At 51.1% G+C, this 24,908-nt stretch carries 26 protein-coding genes; 2 read left to right on the top strand and 24 right to left on the bottom strand.

Annotation, left to right across the window (positions count from 1 at the left end; genetic code table 11):
- Positions 1–5: 5 nt before the first annotated feature.
- The 7 genes from mraY to mraZ form a co-directional block, all read right to left on the bottom strand.
- Positions 6–986 carry a phospho-N-acetylmuramoyl-pentapeptide-transferase gene (mraY, locus tag F3H20_RS00440; RefSeq protein WP_149733032.1) on the bottom strand — a complete coding sequence of 327 codons (981 nt, stop codon included), beginning with the start codon at positions 984–986 and terminating at the stop codon, positions 6–8.
- Between the two features lie 177 nt (positions 987–1,163).
- The gene (locus tag F3H20_RS00435) at positions 1,164–2,537 is read right to left on the bottom strand and encodes a UDP-N-acetylmuramoyl-tripeptide--D-alanyl-D-alanine ligase (RefSeq protein ID WP_149733031.1); all 1,374 of its coding nucleotides are present in this window, start codon (positions 2,535–2,537) and stop codon (positions 1,164–1,166) included.
- Positions 2,538–2,539: 2 nt separating this feature from the next.
- Positions 2,540–4,033 carry a UDP-N-acetylmuramoyl-L-alanyl-D-glutamate--2,6-diaminopimelate ligase gene (locus F3H20_RS00430; RefSeq protein WP_149733278.1) on the bottom strand — a complete coding sequence of 498 codons (1,494 nt, stop codon included), beginning with the start codon at positions 4,031–4,033 and terminating at the stop codon, positions 2,540–2,542.
- Positions 4,034–4,098: 65 nt separating this feature from the next.
- On the bottom strand, positions 4,099–6,189 hold the full coding sequence (locus tag F3H20_RS00425) for a stage V sporulation protein D (protein ID WP_149733030.1): 2,091 nt from the start codon (positions 6,187–6,189) through the stop codon (positions 4,099–4,101).
- Positions 6,190–6,210: 21 nt separating this feature from the next.
- A complete protein-coding gene (ftsL, locus tag F3H20_RS00420; RefSeq protein ID WP_149733029.1) occupies positions 6,211–6,672 on the bottom strand; it encodes a cell division protein FtsL in 462 nt (153 codons plus the stop codon).
- A gap of 43 nt (positions 6,673–6,715) precedes the next feature.
- Positions 6,716–7,648, bottom strand: a complete 933-nt coding sequence (rsmH, locus tag F3H20_RS00415) for a 16S rRNA (cytosine(1402)-N(4))-methyltransferase RsmH (RefSeq protein WP_149733028.1) — start codon at positions 7,646–7,648, stop codon at positions 6,716–6,718.
- A gap of 20 nt (positions 7,649–7,668) precedes the next feature.
- A complete protein-coding gene (gene mraZ / locus F3H20_RS00410) occupies positions 7,669–8,100 on the bottom strand; it encodes a division/cell wall cluster transcriptional repressor MraZ (RefSeq protein ID WP_091743659.1) in 432 nt (143 codons plus the stop codon).
- Positions 8,101–8,388: 288 nt separating this feature from the next.
- On the opposite strand from mraZ, the gene F3H20_RS00405 reads away from it, so the two are divergent.
- A complete protein-coding gene (locus tag F3H20_RS00405) occupies positions 8,389–8,598 on the top strand; it encodes a DUF1858 domain-containing protein (RefSeq protein WP_188128151.1) in 210 nt (69 codons plus the stop codon).
- Positions 8,599–8,670: 72 nt separating this feature from the next.
- On the opposite strand, the gene F3H20_RS00400 is transcribed toward F3H20_RS00405, so the two are convergent.
- The 4 genes from F3H20_RS00400 to F3H20_RS00385 all read right to left on the bottom strand — a co-directional run bounded on the left by F3H20_RS00400 (position 8,671) and on the right by F3H20_RS00385 (position 12,350).
- Positions 8,671–8,892: a FeoA family protein gene (locus F3H20_RS00400; RefSeq protein WP_149733027.1), complete on the bottom strand. Its 222-nt coding sequence runs from the start codon at positions 8,890–8,892 to the stop codon at positions 8,671–8,673.
- Positions 8,889–10,832, bottom strand: coding sequence for a ferrous iron transport protein B (feoB, locus tag F3H20_RS00395; RefSeq protein WP_149733026.1), 1,944 nt, complete (start codon positions 10,830–10,832; stop codon positions 8,889–8,891). Before feoB ends, F3H20_RS00400 begins: the two co-directional genes overlap by 4 nt.
- 315 nt (positions 10,833–11,147) lie before the next feature.
- Complete coding sequence (trxA, locus tag F3H20_RS00390) at positions 11,148–11,471, bottom strand: thioredoxin (protein WP_149733025.1); 324 nt, start codon at positions 11,469–11,471, stop codon at positions 11,148–11,150.
- 54 nt (positions 11,472–11,525) lie between these two features.
- The gene (locus tag F3H20_RS00385) at positions 11,526–12,350 is read right to left on the bottom strand and encodes an RMD1 family protein (RefSeq protein WP_149733024.1); all 825 of its coding nucleotides are present in this window, start codon (positions 12,348–12,350) and stop codon (positions 11,526–11,528) included.
- A 136-nt stretch (positions 12,351–12,486) separates the two neighbouring features.
- Between F3H20_RS00385 and F3H20_RS00380 the strand changes: the two genes are divergently transcribed.
- Positions 12,487–12,819, top strand: a complete 333-nt coding sequence (locus F3H20_RS00380; RefSeq protein ID WP_149733023.1) for an arsenate reductase family protein — start codon at positions 12,487–12,489, stop codon at positions 12,817–12,819.
- Between the two features lie 62 nt (positions 12,820–12,881).
- Here F3H20_RS00380 and cobC read toward each other — a convergent pair whose 3' ends face one another.
- The 13 genes from cobC to cobM all read right to left on the bottom strand — a co-directional run bounded on the left by cobC (position 12,882) and on the right by cobM (position 24,907).
- A complete protein-coding gene (gene cobC, locus F3H20_RS00375) occupies positions 12,882–13,487 on the bottom strand; it encodes an alpha-ribazole phosphatase (protein WP_149733022.1) in 606 nt (201 codons plus the stop codon).
- Between the two features lie 4 nt (positions 13,488–13,491).
- Complete coding sequence (cobD, locus tag F3H20_RS00370) at positions 13,492–14,580, bottom strand: threonine-phosphate decarboxylase CobD (protein WP_149733021.1); 1,089 nt, start codon at positions 14,578–14,580, stop codon at positions 13,492–13,494.
- Complete coding sequence (locus tag F3H20_RS00365) at positions 14,567–15,460, bottom strand: GHMP family kinase ATP-binding protein (RefSeq protein WP_149733020.1); 894 nt, start codon at positions 15,458–15,460, stop codon at positions 14,567–14,569. Before F3H20_RS00365 ends, cobD begins: the two co-directional genes overlap by 14 nt.
- A 24-nt stretch (positions 15,461–15,484) precedes the next feature.
- A complete protein-coding gene (gene cobS / locus F3H20_RS00360) occupies positions 15,485–16,240 on the bottom strand; it encodes an adenosylcobinamide-GDP ribazoletransferase (protein ID WP_149733019.1) in 756 nt (251 codons plus the stop codon).
- A gap of 189 nt (positions 16,241–16,429) precedes the next feature.
- Positions 16,430–17,377 carry an adenosylcobinamide-phosphate synthase CbiB gene (gene cbiB / locus F3H20_RS00355; RefSeq protein WP_149733018.1) on the bottom strand — a complete coding sequence of 316 codons (948 nt, stop codon included), beginning with the start codon at positions 17,375–17,377 and terminating at the stop codon, positions 16,430–16,432.
- 9 nt (positions 17,378–17,386) lie between these two features.
- Positions 17,387–18,904 carry a cobyric acid synthase gene (locus tag F3H20_RS00350; RefSeq protein WP_149733017.1) on the bottom strand — a complete coding sequence of 506 codons (1,518 nt, stop codon included), beginning with the start codon at positions 18,902–18,904 and terminating at the stop codon, positions 17,387–17,389.
- Between the two features lie 9 nt (positions 18,905–18,913).
- Positions 18,914–19,474, bottom strand: a complete 561-nt coding sequence (gene cobU, locus F3H20_RS00345) for a bifunctional adenosylcobinamide kinase/adenosylcobinamide-phosphate guanylyltransferase (protein ID WP_149733016.1) — start codon at positions 19,472–19,474, stop codon at positions 18,914–18,916.
- Positions 19,475–19,478: 4 nt separating this feature from the next.
- Positions 19,479–20,885 carry a cobyrinate a,c-diamide synthase gene (locus F3H20_RS00340; protein ID WP_394349553.1) on the bottom strand — a complete coding sequence of 469 codons (1,407 nt, stop codon included), beginning with the start codon at positions 20,883–20,885 and terminating at the stop codon, positions 19,479–19,481.
- Between the two features lie 59 nt (positions 20,886–20,944).
- The gene (locus tag F3H20_RS00335; protein ID WP_149733014.1) at positions 20,945–21,574 is read right to left on the bottom strand and encodes a precorrin-8X methylmutase; all 630 of its coding nucleotides are present in this window, start codon (positions 21,572–21,574) and stop codon (positions 20,945–20,947) included.
- A 27-nt stretch (positions 21,575–21,601) separates the two neighbouring features.
- Complete coding sequence (gene cobK, locus F3H20_RS00330) at positions 21,602–22,381, bottom strand: precorrin-6A reductase (RefSeq protein WP_149733013.1); 780 nt, start codon at positions 22,379–22,381, stop codon at positions 21,602–21,604.
- A complete protein-coding gene (gene cobJ, locus F3H20_RS00325) occupies positions 22,378–23,067 on the bottom strand; it encodes a precorrin-3B C(17)-methyltransferase (protein ID WP_262501590.1) in 690 nt (229 codons plus the stop codon). Before cobJ ends, cobK begins: the two co-directional genes overlap by 4 nt.
- Complete coding sequence (locus F3H20_RS00320) at positions 23,064–24,155, bottom strand: cobalt-precorrin 5A hydrolase (protein ID WP_223191538.1); 1,092 nt, start codon at positions 24,153–24,155, stop codon at positions 23,064–23,066. Before F3H20_RS00320 ends, cobJ begins: the two co-directional genes overlap by 4 nt.
- Positions 24,146–24,907 carry a precorrin-4 C(11)-methyltransferase gene (cobM, locus tag F3H20_RS00315; protein ID WP_149733011.1) on the bottom strand — a complete coding sequence of 254 codons (762 nt, stop codon included), beginning with the start codon at positions 24,905–24,907 and terminating at the stop codon, positions 24,146–24,148. Before cobM ends, F3H20_RS00320 begins: the two co-directional genes overlap by 10 nt.
- Between the last annotated feature and the right edge of the window lies 1 nt (position 24,908).

The following is a 24,908-nucleotide window of genomic DNA, read 5'->3' as shown; positions in this document are numbered from 1 at the left end:
CTTACTCATCCTCCAAAGCCTCCCGATTTGCTTGCGGTCAATACCAGTAATGCCACGGCGCTGCACACAATCCCCGCCAGCCAAAATACAGTCACAACCTTTGTCTCCGACCATCCTGACAGCTCAAAGTGGTGGTGAATCGGACTCATTAGAAAGACCCGCTTACCTGTTGACTTAAAGGATATGACCTGTACAATGACCGACAACGCCTCTACGACAAACACGCCGCCAACGAGTACCAATAAAAGCTCGGTTTTGGTCATGACGGCAACAGCGGCCAACGCGCCACCCAGAGCCAGCGAACCAGTATCGCCCATGAACACTTTGGCAGGATGAGCGTTAAACCGCAAAAAGCCTAAGGCAGCTCCGGCCAGCGCAACACAGAACACAGCCAGGTCAAACTTGCCAAAAACCAGACAGATAGCCCCATAGGCCAGCGCCGCAATCGTAGTCGTTCCCGCCGCCAGACCGTCCAGTCCGTCCGTCAGATTAACCGCATTCGTTGTGCCGACAAGCACCAGAAAAATTAATATATAATAGAACGGCCCCAAATCGAGCTGAATTCCCAGTAAAGGAATCCACAGATCGGTCCCCCGTCCCATGTACACGGCAGCAATATAAGCCAGCGCAGCCGCCATAATAATTTGTCCCACCAATTTCTGCCTGGCCTTTAGACCTAAGGAACGTTTTAGTACTACTTTAATAAAATCATCCAAAAAACCAATAAGTCCGTGACCAAAGGTGACAAACAAGGCTAATAACACCTCGGCACTCTTTCCGCTATAAAACAAAGATGGAATCAATAAGGCGATCAGAATGATAATGCCGCCCATTGTCGGCGTTCCCGCCTTTGCATAGTGCCGTTGCGGCCCCTCCTGCCGAATGCTCTGACCAAATTTTAGCCGCCTTAACACGGGAATCAGCAGCGGGCCGCACAGTATGGCAATTAAAAACGCCATACCGGCGGCATACAACAACTCTTGCATGATAAACCTCCCATGGTTAACCAAGGCAACCGCTGATTAATTCACACGGCGCGTCCTGACGGAGCTTTTTCCGCCTGGCTGCGTCAGCAAAACCTTGCAATAGGGGTCTCTATTCCTGCGGTTTTACTGCCTTTGTCAGACGAAAAAATCTCTCGCCAGCCCGACCGGTTCATTTAATCAATGGTTACCCAGTATTTCTAATATTTGCTCCATTTTCATACCCCGTGAGCCTTTAATCAGTATCGTATCGCCCGGTCGCAGCTTATCTGCGAGGATTTGCTTGGCTGCCGCGTGATCACGGCAGGCGAAAACTTCCTGCACACCATGCTCACGGGCCGCGCCGGCAATTTCACCGGCCAGCTCGCCGACGGTAACCACCAGACCGGTACCGCTGTTGGCCAGCCTTCGGCCAATATGACGATGGGCTTCGACGGCAATATCACCCAGCTCCAGCATATCGCCTAACACGGCAACTGCCCGTTCCGGCGCGATATCGATCAAAGTATCCACGGCGGCAGCCATCGAAGCGGGGCTTGCGTTATAGGCATCATTAATCACCACATAGTCTGACACTTTGCTCACCGCCAGCCGCATAGCCGCCGTTTCAAACGCAGCCAAGCCACGCTGTATATCGGCAGGCTGCAAGCCAAGCGCCGAACCGACACTGATCGCCGCCAGCGCGTTGAACACATTGTGCCTGCCCAGAGCCGGCACAGTCACTGGAAAGGTTTCCGCTCCCACATGACAGGTAAACGTGGAGCCACCGTCGCCCAGCACGACCTCGCTGGCCCGGATATCAGCCTGCTCCGTAAAACCATAAGTCAGCACTCTCCCCCGCGCCTTGCCGGCCATGGCCAGGACATAGGGATTATCGGCGTTTAAGACAATCAACCCTTCCGGTGGTATGGCTTCCACCAATTCCGCCTTGGCAGCCGCAATATTGTCCAGCGATCCCAACAGCTCCATATGAGTTTCACCGACATTGGTAATCACGCCTACTGTCGGCAGGGCAATCGCGGCCAGCTCCTTAATCTCGCCCAAACCACGCATGCCCATTTCCACCACTGCCGCTTCGTGTTCTTTCGTCAGGTTAAGCAGCGTCAGCGGCAGACCGATTTCATTATTGTAATTTGCCTGTGTTTTCAATACATTACGGCGGCTCGCCAAAATAGCCGCCGTCATATCTTTAGTGGTCGTTTTACCGTTAGAACCGGTTATGGCAATCACTGGTACGGAGTAACGCAACCGGTGAAACCTTGCTATATTCTGCAAAGCCCTCAGCGTATTGCCTACGGTTATGACCGGCAGTTTCATTGGCTGCGCCGGACAGACATCCTGCACCACCAGTCCGGCTGCCCCGCTTGCTACTGCTTTAGTCAAAAAATCATGCCCATTGAAACGTTCGCCAATCAAGGCAACAAATAAATCTCCCGGCTTTACCGTCCGGGTATCGGTGGAAATTCCGCTAAAGATAATATCCGGTACAGCGTTTTCTACCGAAACCAGTTCACTGCCCAATGCCTGACAAATTTCTTTTATGGTAAACTGCACGGTTACATCAGCTCCTTGACAAATTCCACCGCGGTTTCCCGGTCATCAAAATGAATGGTTTTATCCTTTAATATTTGATAGGTTTCGTGCCCTTTACCGGCAATGATCACAATATCATCCGCCTGCGCCAGTTCCAAAGCCCGTTTGATTGCCTGCCGACGATCGGCGATTTTCTCATACAGCTTACCTTCCATCAACTTTTCCTTGATTCCCACTTCAATTTCTGCTAAGATCGCTGCCGGATCCTCGGTTCGCGGATTATCCGACGTGGCAATGACCACATCGCCATATTCCACGGCCAGCCGTCCCATAATGGGCCGTTTGGTCCGGTCCCGGTCACCGCCGCAGCCGAATACGACAATAATGCGCCGTTTGGCAATCTGCTGGGCCGTTTTCAGAATGTTTTCCAGGCCGTCCGGCGTATGGGCATAATCCACAATGATGCTGAACGGCTGCCCTGCGTTGATCAGTTCAAACCGACCTGGAACACTTTTAAAATCTTCCAGCGCTGCTTTAATAACCTGGGGCTCAATCCCCTCCGCCAAAGCTGCACCGACAGCACCTAATACATTGTATACATTAAACAGACCGGTAATCGGCAAAGCAAGTTCAATATCACCAGCAGTGCCATGAACGGTGAAACTCACACCAGAAGCCCTTACATCCACCTGCAATGCCTGTAAATCTGCCGTCGCTGCCTTTACGCCATAGGTCAGCGTGGCGCACTTTGCACTTTGCAAAATGCGTTTGGCCGCCGGATCATCCAGATTGACCACCGCCGTTTTTCTTCCTTTTGAGGCTGCCGGATCACTGACCAGAGAAAATAAACGGGCCTTGGCCTCCAGATAATTGTCGAAATTGCCATGAAAGTCCAAGTGATCCTGAGTCATGTTGGTAAATATGCCTACATCAAACTCGCAACCGGCTACCCGGTTCAGCGCCAGGGCATGAGAAGACACTTCCATCACCACATAATCCATGTGGCAGGCTACCATTTCGGCCAATATTCCCTGTAATTCCACCACATCGGGCGTCGTATTCTTCACCGGTAGAACCCGGTCGCCGATCAAGGTTTGGATGGTGCCGATCACGCCGACCCGATAGCCGGCACGGGTTAAAATATCACGCAGCAAATAGGTGGTAGTCGTTTTGCCGTTAGTACCGGTTACACCGATCATACGCAGTTTCCGACCCGGAAATCCAAAAAAAGAAGGGACAATCCCCTGCATGGCTGTCCTCGTGTCGGAAACTTTTATTTTAGCAACTCCGGCCGGAACCTCAACATCTTTTTCAATAATAACCGCGATAGCACCTTGCTGGCAAGCTTGCGGCACGTAATCGTGACCGTCAGTCTTTGCACCCCTCAAACAGATAAATACCGAGCCATCAGTCACTTGTCGCGAATCATAGGTAATCGACTTTACTTCCTGTGTTTTCTCTATACGGCCCGCCTGCACGGCATCCGGCAATTGCGCCAGCAAATCACCTAATGTCATCATAGTTCGCTCCTCCTGTATTATATAACTATTATTACCATCTTTGCTGATTATATTGTCGGGGATCATTCAAAATAAACGGTGACAATCGAGCCGGAAGGCACCTTGCTGCCGGCCGGCGGTTCCTGGCTGGTAACCTGCGACTTGCTATCACCGACAGGGCGAACGCTCAGGCCAATTTCACCCAATATCCGGGCGGCTTCCTCACCGGCCAGCCCCTGGCAATCAGGCACAGTAACTTCTGACCAGTTATACCTTGGCGTCGAAGTATATAGTAATACCTTGGAACCGGCAGGGACCTTGCTGCCCGGTTTAGGAATCTGATCGACAATCCGTTCCCCGTTTTCTTCCACTATTCCCGTTAAATCCAGCTTGGCAAGTTGCGCCTTGGCTTCATCTGGTAAAAGATTGATAACGCCGGGAACATCAACATGAGGCTTTTGCTCTCCTCCTGTCGGTTTTTCCGCTAATTTGGGCTGCACCTGCAGGTATTGTAAAATATCCTTCATGGCAGAGCCAAATACCGGCGCGGCAATCTGCCCGCCGTAATACATGCCTACCGGCTCGTCAATAATCACCAGCAGCACCACCTGAGGATCATCGGCAGGGGCAAAACCGACAAAAGATGCCACATATTTCCCCGGCATATAGCCACCGCCGCCCACCTTTTGCGCTGTTCCTGTTTTACCGGCTACGCGAAAGCCCTCAAGAAAGGCATTCTTTCCTGTACCTTCTTCTACAACCTTCTCCAAAACTCCTTTTACTTCTTTTGCCACAGCCGGATCAATTACCTGTTTTACACTGTCCGGTTTAAAATCCCGGAGAATTTGCCCGTTTTTGTCCCGGACCTCGCGAACAATCTGCGGGCGCAACAATTGCCCGTCATTGGCGACCGCCGCCACAGCAGTGGCCAGTTGGATTGGCGTAACGGCAATACTTTGCCCCATGGCCATCGTAGCGATATTGATCGCTTTGGCCTGCTCGGAATTAATCAAAATGCCCTTCGCTTCGCCGGGAAGGTCAATATTGGTTGCCTTGCCGAAGCCAAAGGCCTGCAAATAGCGGTAAAAAGGCTCGATGCCCAGTTTCAACCCAACATTGACAAAACCCACATTACACGAATTTTCGATAACCTCTTCAAAACTCTGGCTGCCATGCCCGCCATCCTTCCAGCAGTGAATGGTCCGGCCCTGTACCTCTACTTCCCCCGGATCAAAAAAACGGTCCGTCAGTTTGACCACACCCTCACCTAGCGCAGCGGCAGTCGTAATAATCTTAAAGGTGGAACCCGGTTCATAAGCATTGGAGACGGCAATATTGCGCCAGAGCTTCGGTGAAAAATCGGCAAAATGATTGGGATCATAATCCGGCCGGTTGGCCAGTGCTAAAACCTCTCCAGTCTGCGGTTTGATGGCCACCATTGTCGCCGCTTTTGCTCCGGTCTCCTTCATCACTTTATCCAGCTCCCGCTCGGCAATTTGCTGGATAATCAGATCAATGGTCAGGTAAATGTTATTCCCGTCTGTCGGCGGCATAAATTTATGCACGGCATAGGGAATCTCACGGCCACGGGCGTCATACTCAACGACAATACTGCCCGGTCTTCCCTTCAGGTAGCTGTCAAAAGTAATTTCCACACCGTCCAGGCCCTGACTGTCAATCCCGGTAAAGCCCAAAATATGAGACGCCACGTTATCGTGCGGATAGTAGCGCCGGCTTTCCTCCGTCAGGCCAATTCCGGGCAGATTAAGAGCCTTGATGGCCTTCGCCTTTTCCGAGTCCACCTTACGTTCTATCCAGGTAAAAGCCTGGCGCTTTTTAAGCTGTTTTACCAGCTTATTATTATCCAATACCAAAATAGCAGCCAATTTGGCTGCTGTGTCCTCAACATCACGTATTTCGGCCGGAATCGCATAAACGGAATCGGTGCTGATACTGACGCCTAACTCTCTTCCATTACGGTCAAAAATAATCCCCCGCTTCGCCTCGACAGGAATATCCCGGACGCGCTGGTCGGTAGCGTTCTCAGTCAACCATTCACTCTTGTAAAACTGAAGGTACAGCAAGCGGCAACACAGGGCTGCCATAACAAAACCAACGAGCAGCAACAAGCAAACCACTCTTTTGCGGACAACAACATGGGTAATCAGCGGCAACGGCATCTCCTCCCCAACAGATTACCGCGCCTTATGTGCTTCTGCCCTGGCTGCTTTAACAAAACCGATCAATTGATTGGTCAGCGATTTCTCCTCCGGTGGAGCGGCCGGTGAAACAGTTGCCGTTTCATTGACGGCATAGTATATATTCTTTGGTAAAACCATCCCCAGTTCACTGGTCGCAATGGTTTGGATGCGCTGCGGCGATTTTAATTTAGCAATGTCAAGATGGAGCTGTTCATTTTCTTTTTCCACTTTAGCCAGTTGCGCTTTAGATTGTACCAGGGTATAGCCGGCCCTTATCATCGCTTCACTTTGAATGGTAAATACAATAGCAATGGCAGCCAGTAGTAACACAGTAGCAAAACACTTGGCGCGCAAAGCCAAATTGGGACGTGAATTCTCTTTTACTTGCGTCGATACATTCTGATTAACCTGCTCCTGATAATAGCTATCCCAATTCTCTTTTTTATTCACTATCATATGTATTTACCCTCCCTGGATATTAGAACAACATCATAGTTGCCTACACTTTTTCAGCGACGCGCAACTTAGCGCTCCGTGCCCGCGGATTCACATCCAGTTCCACCGCCGACGGGCTAATGGGCTTACCGACCAACTTGACAACAGGCTGCTTATTGCACACACACACCGGAAACCGCGGGGGACATTCACAGCCTTTGGCAAGTTCAGCCAGAGTTTGCTTGGCGATCCGGTCCTCCAAAGAGTGAAACGTAATAATACAAATCCTACCGCCGATTTTAAGCCGTTTTACCGCCGCGGTAAAGGCTGCCTTCAGTATGTCCAGTTCCCTGTTCACTTCAATACGGATGGCCTGAAACGTTCGCTTGGCTGGATGAGGACCATCCCGCCGGGCTGCTGCCGGAATAGCACTTTTGATAATATCCACCAGTTGCCCTGTTGTGGTTATTTTACCTTCAGTTCGGGCAGCCACAATAAACTTAGCGATCCGTTTAGCCCAGCGTTCCTCGCCAAACTCAGCAATCACTGACGCCAGACGGCTTTCACTATACTCATTTATCACATCATAAGCGGAAATTTCCGCCGAAGGATTCATTCGCATATCCAGCGGCGCATCCTGCATATAGGAAAATCCCCGCTCCGCCACATCAAGTTGATGGGAAGAAACCCCCAGATCAAACAGAATCCCGTCTACTGCTTTAATCTCCAGTTCATCTAAAATCAGTTCTAACTGGGAAAAGTTATTTTGGATAATATCAACCCGGCAGGCAGAGCGCGCCAACCGTTCCCGTCCGGCCTGAATAGCTGCCGGATCCTGATCAATACCGACGAAGCGTCCCGCTTCGTTTAGTCTGGCAACAATCTTTCCGGCATGTCCACTGCCGCCCAGGGTACAATCCACATAGATCCCTCCGGCGTCAGTAACCAAGGAGTCGACGCTTTCCTGTAATAAAACACTTACATGACTAAATTCCATTACCCGTTTCACTCCTTGCGTTATATCCCCAGATCAACCAAATTTTCGGCAATTCCGGCCACTGTCGGTCCTATTTCACTATTATAAGCATCCCAGGCATCCTTGCTCCATATTTCAATCCGGCTGGATACACCGATAATCACCACATCTTTATCCAGCTTGGCATAATCCCGCAAATTGGCAGGCAGCAAAAAACGCCCCTGCTTATCACAGTCAAGTTCTGAGGCTCCGGAAAAGAAAAACCTCACGAAAGCTCTGGCATCTGCTTTAGCCAAAGGCAATTGCTTTAATTTTTTTTCTAAATTGCCCCATTCCTCTTTGGTATATACAAACAAGCAGGTATCAAGCCCTTTGGTAACAACGAAGTTGTCGCCGACTTCCTCGCGGAATTTTGCCGGTAAGATGAGACGGCCCTTATTATCAATACTATGAAGGTATTCTCCCATCAACACCGCTGTTCACCATCCCGCCAGGACTCTCACACCACTTTCCACCACTTTAAACCACTTTTTATATATAAATTCTGAAAAAGCCATAAAAATCCTTCACAAAAACAAAGGATTTTATATTTTTTCCAAATTTTAGTTCCCAAGTCCCATAACAGGACCATAGTCCCGGTGTGGATGGTATGAAATTTTACTGATGTGGTATACTAATGCTTACATTGTCCCATGGTAAGCAGAGGCTTTATATGCTATACTCATTATGATCAGCATTAGTGCAAAAGGAGGTTTACCATCGTGACTATTGATAAAAACATGAGCATTATTGAGGTTGTAGAGGCCTATCCGGCAGCAGTGGATGTATTCCGCAGCTATGGTATGGGCTGCTTGGGTTGTGCGGCCGCCCGTTTCGAGAATATTGCCCAGGGAGCTGCCGCTCACGGCATCAATATAGACGCACTCATCGCCGACCTCAATAAAGTTGCACAACAAACATCAAAAGCTTAATAAACGCAGGTCACCATAAAAATGCAAGCAGCACGCCGTAGAACAGTGTGCTGCTTGCATTTCTTATTTTCACTAAAATTTTCGTCTTACCACAATGGCGCGGGCCATCTCGTAATCCAAAGCCAATTCGGTATTTTCTATTTTCACTACATAGACCGGTATTGTTTGCAGAACTTGCAGCAGGGCCCCCGGCATTAGGCCAAAAGCAATCAGCTTCCGCTGATCCGCTCCGGACAGCCTCTCTATAGCAGTGATCAAACCGGCATCCCCGGCCTTTAACTGAGTCAAGTTCATAGTAACCCGCCTTCCCAATTGGCTGCAACTAGATTTAAAAAAGCATTAGCTAAGATGCCTGAAACTACCGACAGCAGGATAATTAACAGCAGCATAACCAATGCGGTCGACAGGCCGCGTTCTTTGATCATGGCCGCCAGTTGAGCCACGCAGGGCACAAATAGGGTCAGTGTAATCGCCGCCACCAGGAGCTGTCCGGTACTTAATGCACCAAGACGGAACAAGTCATATAAGCCGGCAGTCCCGTAATCACGGCGAAAAAATCCCAGCAAAAAGATTGACGCCATCGAATCAGGCAGTCCCAGCAGGGCTGTCACAGGCTTAATATAAGAAATAAGGGTCGTTAAAAAACCGCCATAGTCAGCACACCAGAGCAGCAAACTGGTAATCAGAAAGACAGGTAAAATTTCCGCCAAATAGTATACTACTCTTGTGTATACCTTCATTAACACATTAGCCAACACGGGTAGGCGCAAAGGCGGTATTTCCATATAAAAGGGACTTCTTTCCCCTGGCAGCACCTTACTGCTAAGCCAGCCCACCGCAATAAATAGTAAAGTTATATACCCACCCCAAATACCCAAGGCGAGCGAATTTACCGACAATAGCGCGACAACCACGCCAAGTTGGGCCGAACAGGGAATGGTCAACGACAGTAAAAAAGTGGCCAGTATGCGTTCCCGTTTAGTCTCCAGTGTCCGGGTGACAATGACCGCCATTGTCCCGCAGCCAAAACCAAGAATGACTGGAATTACCGCCCGGCCATTAAGGCCCAGGCACTTAAACAGCCTGTCAGCCAGCATGGCCAGTCGCGGCAGGTAGCCGCAATCCTCCAGTAGGGCAAATATAAAAAAAAAGCTTCCCACAACCGGCAAGATGATGGCTATGGCATAACGAAATCCAAGCGACACGAGGCCATAATCACCAATTAATAAGTCTCTCGCCCATTCCCAAGGAATCTGGCCAAAAACAATAGCTTTTATCCAGGGTATAATATATGTTTTAAAAATAATTTGGTCAAAATAATCCACCAAAAAACCGGCGCCAAATTTTCCTACAAACAAGTAAAGACCGAAGTAGAGTACCAGGCAAGCTAACGGTATGCCAGTTGCCGGACGGCGAGCCCATTCCCCAACTTTACTCCGTAAAATAAAAGTTTGGGAGGCTTGGCAGCTCACCACATCCTGCAATAAGGCGGCGACTATCTTTTGCCGTTCCAGGGCAATCCGATAGGGCAGTTCTTCTTTTCCCTGCCGTTTTAGCTTCTCACTTGCCGCTTTGCCACTACCGCTAGGTGAAAGACACGCTAGAAGCACAGGATCCTGCTGCAGCAATAGCATTGCCGCCAGCCGCTTCGACAGACCATAATCTGAAGACAGCACACTTTCCATATCGGCAATAGCCGTTTCCAGTTCCGGCGGGAAATGGCTATGATAACGGCCGGGGCAGCCGGGCTTTTGAAAGGAAGCAATGCAGGTGGTCAATTCGCCAAGCCCCAGCTTTTTTACCGCCGAAGTGGCAAGCACCGGAATCCCCAGCTCGTCAGCTAACCGGGATAAATTGAAATGAAGTCCTGCCTGATTGGTTTCATCCATCATATTAACAACCAGAATAACGGCAAACCCGGCTTCCAGCAGGTCAAGCGTCAGCGTCAGCATGCGCTTGATTTGTTTAGCGTCAATCACGTGCACAACCACATCGGGCCGTTCGGCACAAAGCAGCCGGCGGGTTACCGCCTCTTCTTCCGTCAAGGGGATTAACGAGTAGATACCCGGCGTATCCACAATTTCACAAGCTACGCCTCGCAGGGTAACCAAGCCTTTTGCCACCTCAACAGTAGTACCGGGATAATTGGACACGGCAACATAGCGTCCCGTTAAATAATTAAAAATTACACTTTTACCGACATTAGGTGAGCCTACCAGCGCTACTTTCAGCAACGGTCATTCCTCCGCCTCCCGGGAACCGCCGATGCACCGGGTTTGTGACTGGCGAGAGCTTTTTATCTGGCAAGGAAGCAAAACCTAAAAGATAGGGCTATTTCAAGGCTTTACTGACACAGCCAGGTGGAAAAAAAATCGTCCAGGACGGACAGGGTGAAAAAACCGACGGTTCCCTAAGCATAGTAATATCTTCTATGCAAAATCCTGCCGATATATGAATAAGAATAAGCCCGGCAGGTGCCAGGCCTTTGCAAAACAACTGCACTGTCGATAAATAAAAAGACGCGCCTGCATTGCAGCGCGTCTTTTTATTTATAACAGCGGGGATAGTTTGGCGTTAATAGCTGATTTCGGCATATAGCCCATTAATTTTTCCGTTTGCGCTCCGTCTTTAAAAAGCAGCATGGTCGGTAAACTCATAACACCATAATCCTGAGCCAATGAACGATTTTCATCCACATTGACTTTAACAACCTTCATCTTACTTGCGTGTTCGGTCGCCAATTCATCTAAAACAGGCGATAATTTGGTGCAGTAGCCGCACCAGGGGGCCCAGAAATCAACAAGTACCGGTGTGGCTGATTCAATAACTTCCTCCTGGAAATTTTCCCGGTTTGCGTTAACAATGGTGGACATATAAAAAACCTCCTTTTAATGTAATAATCTATATCTACTGTAAGCGAATATGTTTCATAGCCCTTTAATGAACATATCAAATAAGGACAAAACAATTTCAATCGCAATTAATATAATAACGGCCCATTCCAGACGAGTCCCGCGGCTTGACTGGGCCAGACCGGCAAACACATTGGTAATGTCCATTAACACGGCTGTTTTATGATGAATATTATTATAGCGGTCATTTAATTCAAACAGCAGCATCAACTCGTCAAACAGTTTTCCTGCTTCCTCATTCTCCCAGGTAATGTCCGGTTTATCCAGCAACATAATATAAGATATGGTATCCAATTTGAACCCCAGTATATTCGCCGACATTTTTGCCAACTTTTTGTCGGAAACCGCCAACTGTCCTTCATTTAGCTTATCAATGACGCTTTCAATTTGATCCAGCAGAACACCGATTTCAATTTCTACCTTTTCTAATGCCACCGATTTTGCTAAAATAATAGAGATAATTTCCAGATGGTACTCGTCAGGCTTGTTTGCAATAATATAATCATTGCTTAGTGTTGGCACATGGCAGGGATCAATGGTCAGTTGGTAATGATCGACATATTTGAAAAGATAGGAAAAGTCAACCTCCGGCTCAATTTCCTTCAGATAACGGACCACCTGAATCACTTCGTGATGCTCAAAATTGATAAACACCGCACTGCCAAAATAAAAAAGGTAGACAACCTTATGTTCCGAATCAGGAAGGATGCTTCTTAAATAAGTACTATCCAGTACCAGTGAGTCTTCCCACTTAAACTTGCGGTTGATTGCAAAATGCTGAGCAATTTTATTCAGGTTTAGTTCCTTTCCTAAAATAAGAGCTTCAAAATTTGCCTGCATATGATTCCTCCTCTGCAGGGAAGACAACCTGCTCCTTGGTATATTCTGTATCCGCCTACAAATATTATACTCCAAAAAATCGGACGGATTATAGTGATTTCTAAAATTCTCCTGCGAATAGTGAAAGAGGTGTTACATGAACATACAAATATTCGGTATAAAAAAATGCCAGGACACCAGAAAAGCGGAACGCTTTTTTAAAGAGCGGGGCATCAAGTACCAGTTTATTGACCTGACCATCAAAGGAATGAGCAAGGGCGAACTGAAAAGCGTTAATCAGCAGGTTGCCTGGGGCGACCTGCTCAACTCGTCAGGCAAGCTCTATCAGAGTCAATACAAAACTCATATGGTACGCGATATCGGCGAAGCCCTGCTGCAAAATCCGCTGCTTTTAAATACTCCGGTAATCCGCAACGGCACCGCCGCTACGGTAGGCTACCGGCCCGAAATCTGGAAGACCTGGACCTAGTATCTCGTCACAGCTTTAATCAAGTGGATACTATTTTAAGACGGACAAGGCACTAGTCTACATTACCGTAAATGATGTGTATCGTTAAGCAGCGTAACAACCGGGTAATTATCATGATACTCCAGGATGCTCACCGCCGTGTTGTCCTGTTTGATCTGCCAAATATGATTTAAATGAATATCCAATGCGGCACACAATAAGGTACGTATCGTTCCACCATGGGATACCAGCAGAATCGTGCTGCCGTCATTTTCCGCCACCAGTCGCTGCAGGCAGCCGGCTGCCCGCTGTTTTACCTCCCGGAAGGTTTCGCCTTCCGGTATTTGTATTTCGTCAGGTTTCTGGTACAACTGTTCAATAAGCTCCGGCCAGCCGCTATAAATCTGCTCATAGGTGAGACCTTCCCAAATACCGAAGTTAATTTCCCGCAATTCGGCAACCTTATGAACAGGCAGCCGGTGGTGCCTGGCAATTGTCTTGGCCGTTTGATAAGCCCGTCCCAAATCGCTGGCAAAAACGGCCTGGATCGGCTCATCCGCCAGACGGGCAGCCGCCAGTTCCGCCTGACGGATACCGGTTTCACTCAACTCAATATCGCTATGTCCCTGATATTTCTGGGCCAGATTCCAGGCTGTCTGGCCATGTCGCACCATAATTACTCTCGTCATAACTTCACCTCTCATCAATCACTTTTCGTAAAACTGCCAGCAACCGTTCATTTTGTTCCGGCCGTTTTACGGCTACCCGGACATAGGTATCCGACAATCCGGGATAATTGCTGCAGTCCCGTATTAAAACACACTCGGTTCTTAGTCTTTCCCGTAATTGGCCTGCGGTAAAACCGGTCCGTTTAATATCCAGCAAAATAAAATTAACCGCCGGCGCAAAAGCACTCACTTCAGGAAAAGCGGTCAGCTTCTCATACAACTCCTGTTTGACCCTTTGCACAAACTCCCTGCTATGCAAGCGGTAAGCCGCATCCCCTAAGGCAGCCACGCCGGCACTTTGCGCCAATGAATTGACGTTCCAGGGATCTTTGGCGGTATGCAGCAAGGCTGTTATATCCGGGCCGGCCAGAGCAAAGCCCAGGCGAAGTCCGGGAATGGCGTAAAATTTGGTCAGCGAATGGATGATGACCAGTCGGGGATAGAGTGGCAACAAGCTGCGGCAGGTATACGAACTGTCGTCAGGTAAAAAGTCAAGAAACGATTCATCGACAACCACCAGCGTATTCTGCTGCTTTACTCTGTCTAAGATAACTCTGATTTGACTATTCGTCAGCAAAGTTCCTGTCGGGTTATTCGGATTACCTAAAAAAATGATGTCGGCACTATCGGCCTGCTGCAAGATTTTTTCCGGCTGAATACCAAAACCTTCCTCCGGATGCAAATAAGCATACCGGACCTGCGCTCCGCCGGCCCTGGCTGCCCGCTCATACTCGCCGAACGCCGGTGCTGCCACCAACACTTGCTTAGGTTTTAGCATATGACACAACAGATAAATAGGTTCAACCGCCCCATTGCCTACCGTGATATGGTCAACCGCCACCCCGTACTGGCGGCTGATGGCCATTTTTAATTCCGTCGCCTCCGTATCCGGGTAATGAATAATATACGGCAAAGCTCCGGCCAGGGCCTCCTTTACACTATCCGGTATTCCCAAAGGGTTTATATTGGCGCTGAAATCGAGAAAATCCGTCATTTGCCCGGATTGCTCACGCATGGCCGCATACAGATTGCCGCCATGTTCAAAGTTCCTCATAAGCTTCCTCTTCACCTGCTTCCATAGATTGCCCGCCCGCAATCAGTTTTACCGTGGTCAAATACCGTACGGCAGGGCAGGCACGCTGCACTGCCTGCAAGCAGCCTGTCTGAAATTCCCGTAACGCCGGGGGAAATAAAATACCCAGCACTGTCCCGCTGTGCGCCACGGTAACTCCTGCTGCCCCGTAGCTTTGGGCAATGGAAATGACCTCGGGTAAACAAGGCTTGGGCAGGATCGACTGATTGGCCAGCGCACTTAACGTAGCCCCTTTACCAATTAATTCGCTATTGCCTGTTTTAATTCCTTGTATAACCCAGGCAGCAGCCTGTGCCGTCTGCTCCTCTTTCGCCGCGTTTAGCTGCCGCAAATCCTGACGCCGGTTAAACTGCAGTGTATCCACTTCACCACCGGCATCCAGCACAAGGATATCCAACGCAGGCGGCAGACCTAACGGCTGCCTGATTTGTCCGTGTAAATGGTCAAGCATGACAATGCCCGGATAAAAGACCCCGTCGGTCGGTTCGATCGTCAAGGCAATATCGGCTATTTCATCGGCACTGAGTCTTTGGCCCGACCATAAAGCGGCTGCCTGGCAGGCGGCACTGATATCGGCACTGCTGGACGCCATACCCTTGCCGCACGGCAAATCGGAAAAAAGCCGGACCTGGTAGCCGGCCGGCTCAGTGTTAAGATACCGGAAGGTTTTTTCCAGCGCCAGTTCCACCTTTGTCAAGCTGCTCTTGACCGTCTCCCGGCAGGAACTTAGTTCTATTGTGGAATACAGATTGACCGGGCAGGTAATCAAAAAATTGGTACCTTTGCTTACTCCCTGCACCAATTCGCCGCAAGACCCCGGTACTTTCACCTTTACCCGCATGACCGGTTCTCCCCGCCTCTTTTATTAACTAAAAAATAGCGCATATAAGAACAGCACCACCAATTCCGTTAATTCCGTAACAGCACCGTAGGCATCCCCGGTCAGGCCGCCCAGCTTCCGGCTGATATAACCGGCTATGCCAAGCCCGGTACCCACTGCCGCCAGACACAGCAGCAAAGCCGTCATGCCAAAAACACTCACCAAGGCGAAAGTATAGACACCGGCCACAAGCAAGGCTTTTTTTCCGGCATACCGGGCAAAAGCCTTACCCATACCGTCCGGTCTGGCATAGGGAAAAGACGTTATCCCGATGACCATGACCAGCCGCCCGATCACGGGCATGAGAAATAAAACGGCCGGCAGCTTTGCCACAGGCATATCCAGTAAAAGGGACCACTTCAGCAAAATAAACAGGACAAAGGCCGTAACCCCATTGGCGCCAACCCGGCTGTCCTTCATAATTTCCAGCATCCGTTCCCTGGACCGTCCGGAGAAGATTCCGTCCATCGTATCCATGAAACCGTCGCAGTGCAGCCCGCCGGTTAGCAAAATATGCGCCCCAACTAAGAAGGCAGCCAAAGCATGCGGCGGGAAAGCATGCTGAACGAGCGGCAAATACGCCTGCAACAGCCAATAGCTGCCGGCCAGCAGTACACCGATTACTGCCCCGACAAGGGGAAAGTAGACCACGCTGCGGCCAAAACGTTCTGCCGACCATTCCACTTCCCGGTAAATCCGGATGCGGGTTAAAAATTGCAAACCAGTAATAAAATCTTTCATCCATCCAGTCAGGCTGGAGCTGCTTTCAAACTAACGAATCCACGGCGAGTGATTTTTGCACCAAATCAGTTAAAATTTCGCGAGACAAGAATAGTGTCTAAAATTTTAACGAAGTATGGGTGCAAAAAAAACGCAGTCAGGGACGTACGGGTAGTTTGAAAACAAGCATAAACAGCCCGCCTCCAATTTTTATTTTATCAGTACCAAAACACCCGCCAATAAAACAAACAACCCCGTACTCATATACATGAGATAGCTGGTCCGGGTGATGTGTTCCGGTCGCAGTGCCGCAGTGCCATCTCCCATATGGGCGCGGTGGGAAGCGACACCGCCATAATAATTTAACCCGCCCAAACGGATACCTAAAGCGCCGGCCGTAGCCGACTCAGGGATACCGCTGTTAGGACTGGGATGCTTATGAGCATCCCGCCAAATAGCCTTGGCCGAACGAACCGCATCATAACGCAGCAGCCAGGCGGCCAGCACCAACAAAATACCGGTGATTCGGGCGGGAAGATAGTTGAATATATCGTCAACCCGGGCGGCAATCATGCCGAAATCAAGATATTTTTCATTCCTATAACCGATCATGGAATCCATGGTGTTGACCGCTCGATAAAGAAAAGCCAGCGGCAAGCCGCCAAGCGCCAGATAAAAAAGCGGCGCAATAATACCGTCAACAATATTTTCGGCAATCGTTTCCACGGTGGCTCTGGTTATTTCGGCCACATCCAGACTGGCTGTATCCCGTCCCACAATCCAGCCCACTTTATAGCGTGCCTGTTCCAGATTGCCGGCAACCAAAAAATCGCGGATTTCCCGGCCGGCCGCCGCTAAACTGCGGGGCGAAATGACAAAAGAGGCCAGCAGGGCTTCCAAGCCGAAGGCAAGCCAACCGGGCCACTGCCTAAGGCACTGGATAAGACTGTATACCGTTCCGAAGGTGATCAGCAAAACAATCAGGACCAAAAGGCCGCCGGCCAGCCTTTTCTGTCCGGCCGCCGCCTGCCGGTTCAATAGCCTTTGTTCGAAAAAGGCAATCAGCCTGCCCAGCAGCACAACCGGATGCCAGGCTGTGCGGGGATCTCCAAAAACCAAGTCAAGCAACACTGCCGCTAACGGCAAATATATGTCCATACTTTAGCCTCACAGTCCCATCATGCGGTATAAAGCGGCCATATCCAAATGAGCCCGCACCGTATCGGCCAGCCTGTTGTAGCTGGCCTGCTTTTCTGCCCGGCTGTTGCTCATACTGTCAAGCGGCGCCAGTCCCTTCCGTTCCCGCAGAGCATTTAATATACTCCGGCGGTACTGGTCATTGTCAAAAATACCGTGAATATAAGTCCCCATAACCAGACCATCCTGGCGAACCACACCGTCCTGGCAGGCCACTTCCTGTTCCGAACGGCGATGAATGGTAAAAGCGCTTTGTACCGTTTCACCGAACTCGGTACGCCCCATGTGAATTTCATAGCCCGTGACTGGCAGCCCGGCAGCTTCAATGCCGAGGAACCCGGCTCCGTTGCAGGTCGCGCTGACCTGATGGGTAACTTTGTCCGCCGCAAAGGTGGTAACCGTATCAAGTAAGCCCAAACCGGCAGCAGATTCCAGCTCTGACTCGGTATGCTCCGGGTCAAGGATTGCTTTGCCCAGCATCTGGTAGCCGCCGCAAATACCGATCACCGGTCTACCTGCCGCCAAAAGCCGCTCCAGTTCCCGGTCATAGCCCATTTCCTTAAGGTACAGCAAATCCTCCAGCGTGTTTTTACTGCCCGGCAGAATAATCAGGTCGGGCTGACCGATTGCTTCTCCCCGCTTCACATACCGGATAGCAACGTCGCTTTCGCCGGCCAGCGCGTCAAAATCGGTAAAGTTGGAGATTTTGGGAGTCCGGATTACGGCAATTTCCAAATCGCGCTGGCCTGCCATTTTTTTCTCATCCAACGATACCGAATCTTCGTCATCAATCCCCAGCCGTTCCAGATGGGGAATAACGCCCAAAACAGGCTTTCCCGTTTTCTGTTCCAGAAACTCGAGCGCCGGCTGAAGCAGCCGGATATCGCCCCGGAATTTATTAATGATGATGCCTTTTACCAACTCCCGCTCCTCCGGCTCTAAGAGCTCCAGCGTCCCCACAACAGCGGCCAAAGCCCCGCCCCGGTCAATATCGGCCACCAGCAGAACCGGCGCCTGCAGCAGCTTGGCAATGCGCATATTCACAATATCATTAGCCTTTAAATTGACTTCGGCCGGACTGCCGGCTCCCTCAATAACCATGATTTCGTATTCCCGGTCCAGTTTCTTAAGACATTCCTCCACTACCTGCAGGGCTTTCAGACTGTAGCCGTTATGATATTCCGCCGCCGACATGTTACCGACCGGACTGCCTTTGAGAATCACCTGCGACTTTGCATTGCCCGTCGGCTTTAAAAGTACCGGATTCATTTCCACCATAGGTTCCAAGCCGGCCGCTTCGGCCTGGGCCACCTGAGCGCGGCCCATCTCTTCGCCGGTTTTGGTCACATAGGAATTAAGCGCCATATTCTGCGCTTTAAAAGGTACGACTTGAAAGCCGTCCTGCAGAAAAATCCGGCATAAAGCCGTCGTTAGTATACTTTTACCCACATGGGAACTCGTCCCTTGAATCATGACTGGTTTAGCCATCGTTAGTCGTTACACCTCTTTGTTGTCCGGTTTTTTTATGGTTACGGGAAGGCCGCATACGATCAGATACACTTCTCCGGCATACCGGGCCGCCTTCTGATTGACCCAACCGGCAATATCGCGGTATTCCCGCGCCAATGCGTTTTCCGGTACAATGGCCATGCCTACCTCGTTGGTTACAAATATAACCGTCCTTTGCGTCGTCACTGCACTCTGTAAGAGCCGCTCCACCGCGTCCAGTATATATTGCTGCCTGGCTTCCACCTCGCCCGGCGCCTCGGAGGATAACATAAGATTGCTGGTATATAGTGTCAGACAATCAAACAATATGACATCCGCTGCGGCTGCCGCCGTCATAACCAGTTCCGCCTGATAAGGCGCCTCAAAGGTCTGCCAATTTGCCGGGCGCTGCCGGCGGTGCAGCGCCACCCGCCGTTCCATTTCCTGATCATAGATTTGCGCCGTGGCAATATAGGCTATCTTTTCTCCCGCCGCTGCCGCATATTGCTCGGCAAAGCTGCTTTTCCCGCTCCTGGCGCCACCGGTGACTAAAACAATTTTCCCTGCCATACCCTCACTCCAGGTTTTTTACTTTATTTAATCCGGTTTGCTTTTGCTCCCGGTACTGCATGCAAGCTTTCATAAAACGGTGCGCCGCCGGTTTATTGCCGGCAAAATGCATATGCAGATAAGAGGCCAGTACATTGTCGGCGGCATAACCGCCGGGATAGCCGGTTCCTGTCCGCAGTTTGATCATGGTAAACGCCCAGGGGAAACTTCCCGCCGCATCGGGAACCAGCCGGGAAAAATGAAACTCATGGCCCCGTAGCGATTGACCCGCTGCGCATAACAGATTATCCTTGAGCGGCATAGCCTCCACATAACCTACAGTCTGCAATTTTTGCTCCATAACACAGGTCGCCGGAATGACTCCCGCCATTTCATAAGCCTGGCCGGAAAAATCCACCAGTTGCCGTGTTAAATACATCAAGCCGCCGCACTCGGCATACACCGGCATGCCCTTCTGAGCAGCCAGCCGAACGGCTGCCCGCATAGCCCTGTTAGCGGTTAAGGCTTGCGCAAACATCTCGGGAAAACCGCCGCCCAGCAGCAGTCCGTCCACCGCCGGCAAGTCTTGGTCGGTTAAAGGACTAAAGGGGACAAGCTCCGCCCCCAGCACCTGCAATACGCTCAGGCTTTCCGGATAGTAAAAGGAAAATGCCTGATCCTGTGCCACACCAATGCGCAGCCGCGGTACTTCCGGAACATGCTCTGCCGGCGGCAGGTCCAGGGGAACTGCTTTACCGGCTAATTCGATAATCCGGTCCAGTTCAAGCTGGTTTTCCATAACCTTGCCCAAATCGGCCGCAAAGGTTTCCGGCGCATACTCCGTTACCGGCATAAGGCCCAAGTGGCGTTCCGGCAAAACAATACCCGGATCACGAAACAAACAGCCCAGCACTGGCATATGGATTTTTTGCAGAGCCTCCAGTACCAGTTCCTTATGGGTAGCCGACCCCAGGCGGTTTACAATGACCCCGGCGATATGCACTTCAGGGTCGTAATTCTTATAACCTAATACGGTTGCGGCAATGCTTTCCCCCATCGACTTGGCATCTACCACTAAAACAACCGGCGCTTTGAGCAGTTTGGCCAGGGCCGCTGTGCTGCTGATTCCCTGGCGGCCGCCGTCGTACAGCCCCATGACGCCTTCAATGACAGCCAATTCACTGGCCTGAGCCGTATTGACAAACAGCTTGGCCGTCAGTTCCGCCGGCATCAGCCAGGTGTCCAGATTGTGAGCCAGCTTGCCGCTGGCCAGACTGTGAAAGCCGGGATCAATATAATCAGGGCCTACTTTATAGGACTGTACATTCATACTCCGCGCGACCAGCGCCGCTAAAAGACCCGTGACTACCGTCGTTTTCCCTACGCCGCTCTGCGTTCCGGCAACAACAATCCGTGGTATATTCTTCTGCATACCCATTCCTCCCCATAAACACCACATTGGCACATGTCAACTTGTAAAGCAGTGATCACCTACCGCTGCTGATCCATGTATAGTAAGGCATTGACGGTCGCTGCCGCAATCGGGCTGCCACCTTTGGTTCCCTCCACCGTAATATAGGGCACCGGTGAAACTTTTGCCAGCAATTCCTTTGATTCACTGGCACCGACAAACCCGACAGGTACACCGATAACGAGCGCCGGCCGGAGGCAGGTTTCTTCCATCAAACGGATGACTTCAAACAAGGCGGTAGGCGCATTACCGATCGCCACAACCGCCCCGTCAAGCCGGCTGCCAAAAGCACGCATCGCCGCCATTGACCGGGTGATTCCCTCTTGTTTGGCCGTTGCCGCCACGCCCTCGTCGGCAATCAGGCAATGGACCTGACCGCCCAAACTGGCCAGAGTCTTTTTATTAATGCCGGTGCGGACCATTTCCACATCGCAGAAAATATGGCAGCCCTGCTTTAGCGCCTGGCAGCCCGCGGTGGCGGCTGCTTCGTGAATCCGGATTACTTTTGCATAATCAGGGTCGCCGGCTGCATGAATAATCCGGGAATAGATTTTTATCGCTTCCGGTGACAAATGCAGCGTATCCAGATAGGGGGCGATAATCTCCATGCTGCGCCGCTCAATAGCCATCGGGTCTTTTATAAATTCCATCATAAACCTCCTCGTATGTAGCGGTTCTTAGGTTACCTCACGGCTGCCAGCCACGTGTTTATTGACATAAGCCAGCACCTCCGCAAAGGAGGAAACCACTGTTTTATAGGGCAGCGCCGGCCGGTCAATAATCACCAGCGGCAGGCCCAGTTCCCTGGCGGCCGAAAATTTGGTGTCACTGCCGCCAATTTGGCCGCTGTTTTTGGAAACCACCACCTCAGTCCCAAACTCCTTAAACAGCGCTTTATTCAATTCATGGGAGAATGGCCCCTGCATGGCGACAATATCGCGGGGCTGAAACCCCAGTTTCAGGCACTCCGTCAGAACACCCGGTTCCGGCAGTACTCTGGCAATTAACCGGTGAACGGTCGGGTCGGCTGCCGTCTTAAAGACCTTCAAGTGGCGGCTGCCAGTAGTCAAAAAGATGACCTTACCCAGTGCCACGGCCTGCTCGGCCGCCCTTTCATAATTCGGCGCCTTATATAATTTATCATAAGCAGGCAATGCCGCCTGCGGCCGCTCGTAGCGCAAATAGGCCACACCACAGCTTTCACAGGCCTCCATGGCATTGCGCGATACATTAACCGCGTAAGGATGGCTGGCATCAACCAATAGCTCTACCTGCAGACGACGAAACAGCTCCAGCATGGCAGCCGTATCCAGCATGCCCTCTTGAGCCTGCACCTGACTCTCCGAGGCCAATTGCCGGCCATACTGACTAATCACGGAAACCATGACTTTATGGTCTTTGGCCAACTGCGCGGCCAGTTGCCGGCCGTCCTGAGTCCCCGCCAGTACCAGAATCATAGCTTGTAGCCTCGCGGGGTTACCATGCGACCGTCCTGGACGTAGGTATGGCTGTTGCCGACAATAACCAGGGAAAACATATCAATATATTCTTTAGTAAAGCTGGCCAGGTCACTGATAACAACCTGTTCCCCCGCTCTCGTCGCATGACCGACGATACCCACCGGGGTAGCCGGCGAACGGTGCTTTAACAGAATTTCCCGCACCTCTTCAATTTGCGTGATCCGCTTGGAACTTTTGGGATTATAGATAGCCACAACAAAATCACCGACGCCGGCCATTTCAGCCCGCTTTTTTATCACATCCCAAGGAGTCAGTAAATCACTCAGGCTGATTACGGCAAAGTCGTGCATAAGTGGCGCTCCCAATGCGGCGGCAGCGGCGCCCACGGCGCTGATTCCCGGAATGACCGTTACCTGCGGCCGCACATCGGCCGGATATTGAGCTGCCAGTTCGAGTACCAGACCGGCCATGCCGTAAATTCCCGGATCGCCGCTGGAAATAACGGCAACCCGCTTCCCGGTCATAGCAATCTCCACGGCAGCTTTGCAACGGTCAATCTCCTGCATCATGCCGGTGCTGACCACTTGTTTACCGGCAAGCAAGTCCTGAATCAATTCAATATACGTATCATAGCCGACGATTGTCTCTGCCGCCAGAATCGTTTCCCTGGCCCGCAGACTCATATCGGCGAGATTGCCCGGACCAATACCGATGACCGCCACCTGTTTTGGGCAATCGCCACCGTTACCCGTCCGATTTTCTGTTTGTGCACCAGCAGTTTGTCGCTCTGTCCCGCCAGTAAAGCTGCCGCTTCGCATACATTTCCCACTCCTATCTCCTGTTTGACAAAACTTGAAATCCCCAGATCCTGTTGATCAATCATATCCTGTAATTCATCATTATTAAAAAAACGCAAAGGCACCTGCAAAGCAACACCGGCCTCCAGCAGACCCGCCTCATCGGCTTTCACCACGCTGCTGCCAAGGACGGCGACACTGCACAGGCTTCGCCCGTTCTCGCTCAGCACCTGCTGGATAGCCTGCATAATTTCCTGCACCGTCGTTCCCCGGCGGCAGCCAACTCCAACGGCCAGCACCGGCGGCCGGATATATATGTGGGGTACGGTCACAGTGCACAGCTTATCGCTGAGAATAACCGCAGCATCCATGGGCTGCGCCAACTGCGCCAGAGGTTCCCAGCAGATGCCCAGTTCCGCCGCGGCCGTCCGGATAGCTGCCTGGCCGGAGAGCTCATCATCCAAAAAATATTTTACCACACCGTCATTGGCGATGACGGCGTTAACGGTTTTTAGTTGAGCGAACGGTTCCAACGCAAAACCCAGTTGCTTAGCCAGTATATCCGGCGCCGGCCGCTGCGCCAAATCGGTCGCCGTTGTAATCACCGCCTCAGCACCAATTGTCCGGCTGATCTGAACGGCCAGTGCGTTGGCGCCGCCCAAATGGCCTGACAGCAAACTGATCACATGGTGACCGTCATCGCCAAGCACGACTACGGCCGGATCCCATCTTTTATCACGTATATGGGGCGCAATGACGCGAACTACAATTCCCGCAGCCATGATAAAAATCAATCCCTCGTAGCGGTCAAAAATCCGGCTTATCAATTCTCCCAGCGAATCAAACTCTTCCGCCTGGTCCACTGCAGCCCGTCCGGCTTTCACATATACCGTGACCGTTCCAGGCAGCTCCCGGGCCAGGCGCGCCGCTAAGATGCTCCCTCTTCTCGTTACCGCTATCGCCGCTAATCGCATGAGGCATCACGGTACATATGCCCAAACTCCGGAGCGTATAACCGGGACAGCGCATAATCACTGCCGAGGCAATGACCTACCACAATCATGGCCGTACGGTCAACACCTTCCGCCGCCACCGTCCCGGCAATGGTGGCCAGTGTGCCACGAATGACTTTTTGTTCCGGCCAGGAAGCCTTTTGCACAATGGCAACTGGCGTATCCGGCGAATAGCCGCCGTCAACCAGTTCTTTTACCACCGTATTCATCATATGGACACTTAAAAAGATGCACATGGTAGCGTTGTGGGCAGCCAGGCTGACAAGTTTTTCCTTATCCGGCACCGGAGTCCGGCCTTCCAATCTCGTCACAATAACGGTCTGGGAGACCTCCGGCAAAGTGTACTCACATTTCAGCGCCGCCGCCGTAGCCAAAAACGAGCTAACGCCCGGTATCACATCGTAGGCAATCCTGTGCTTAGCCAACGCATCCATCTGTTCCTTAATCGCCCCGTAAATACTGGGATCGCCTGTATGTAAACGGACCACCTTTTTTTGTTCGGCCACAGCCTTGACCATAACCTCGATTACTTCCGGCAAGGTCATCTTTGCGCTGTTATAAATGCTGGCACCCTGCTTAGCCAGAGACAGCAGCGCAGGATTAACCAGCGAGCCGGCATAAATGATCACATCAGCCTCGCTGACCAACCGCTGCCCTTTTACCGTAATCAGTTCCGGATCGCCCGGACCTGCACCGACAAACCAAACCTGCATA

This window comes from Propionispora hippei DSM 15287, from assembly GCF_900141835.1.
Classification (GTDB): Bacteria; Bacillota; Negativicutes; order Propionisporales; family Propionisporaceae; genus Propionispora; species Propionispora hippei.
The sequence above is the reverse complement of the archived record's forward strand: the minus strand, read 5'-3'. Positions and strand labels throughout refer to the sequence as shown.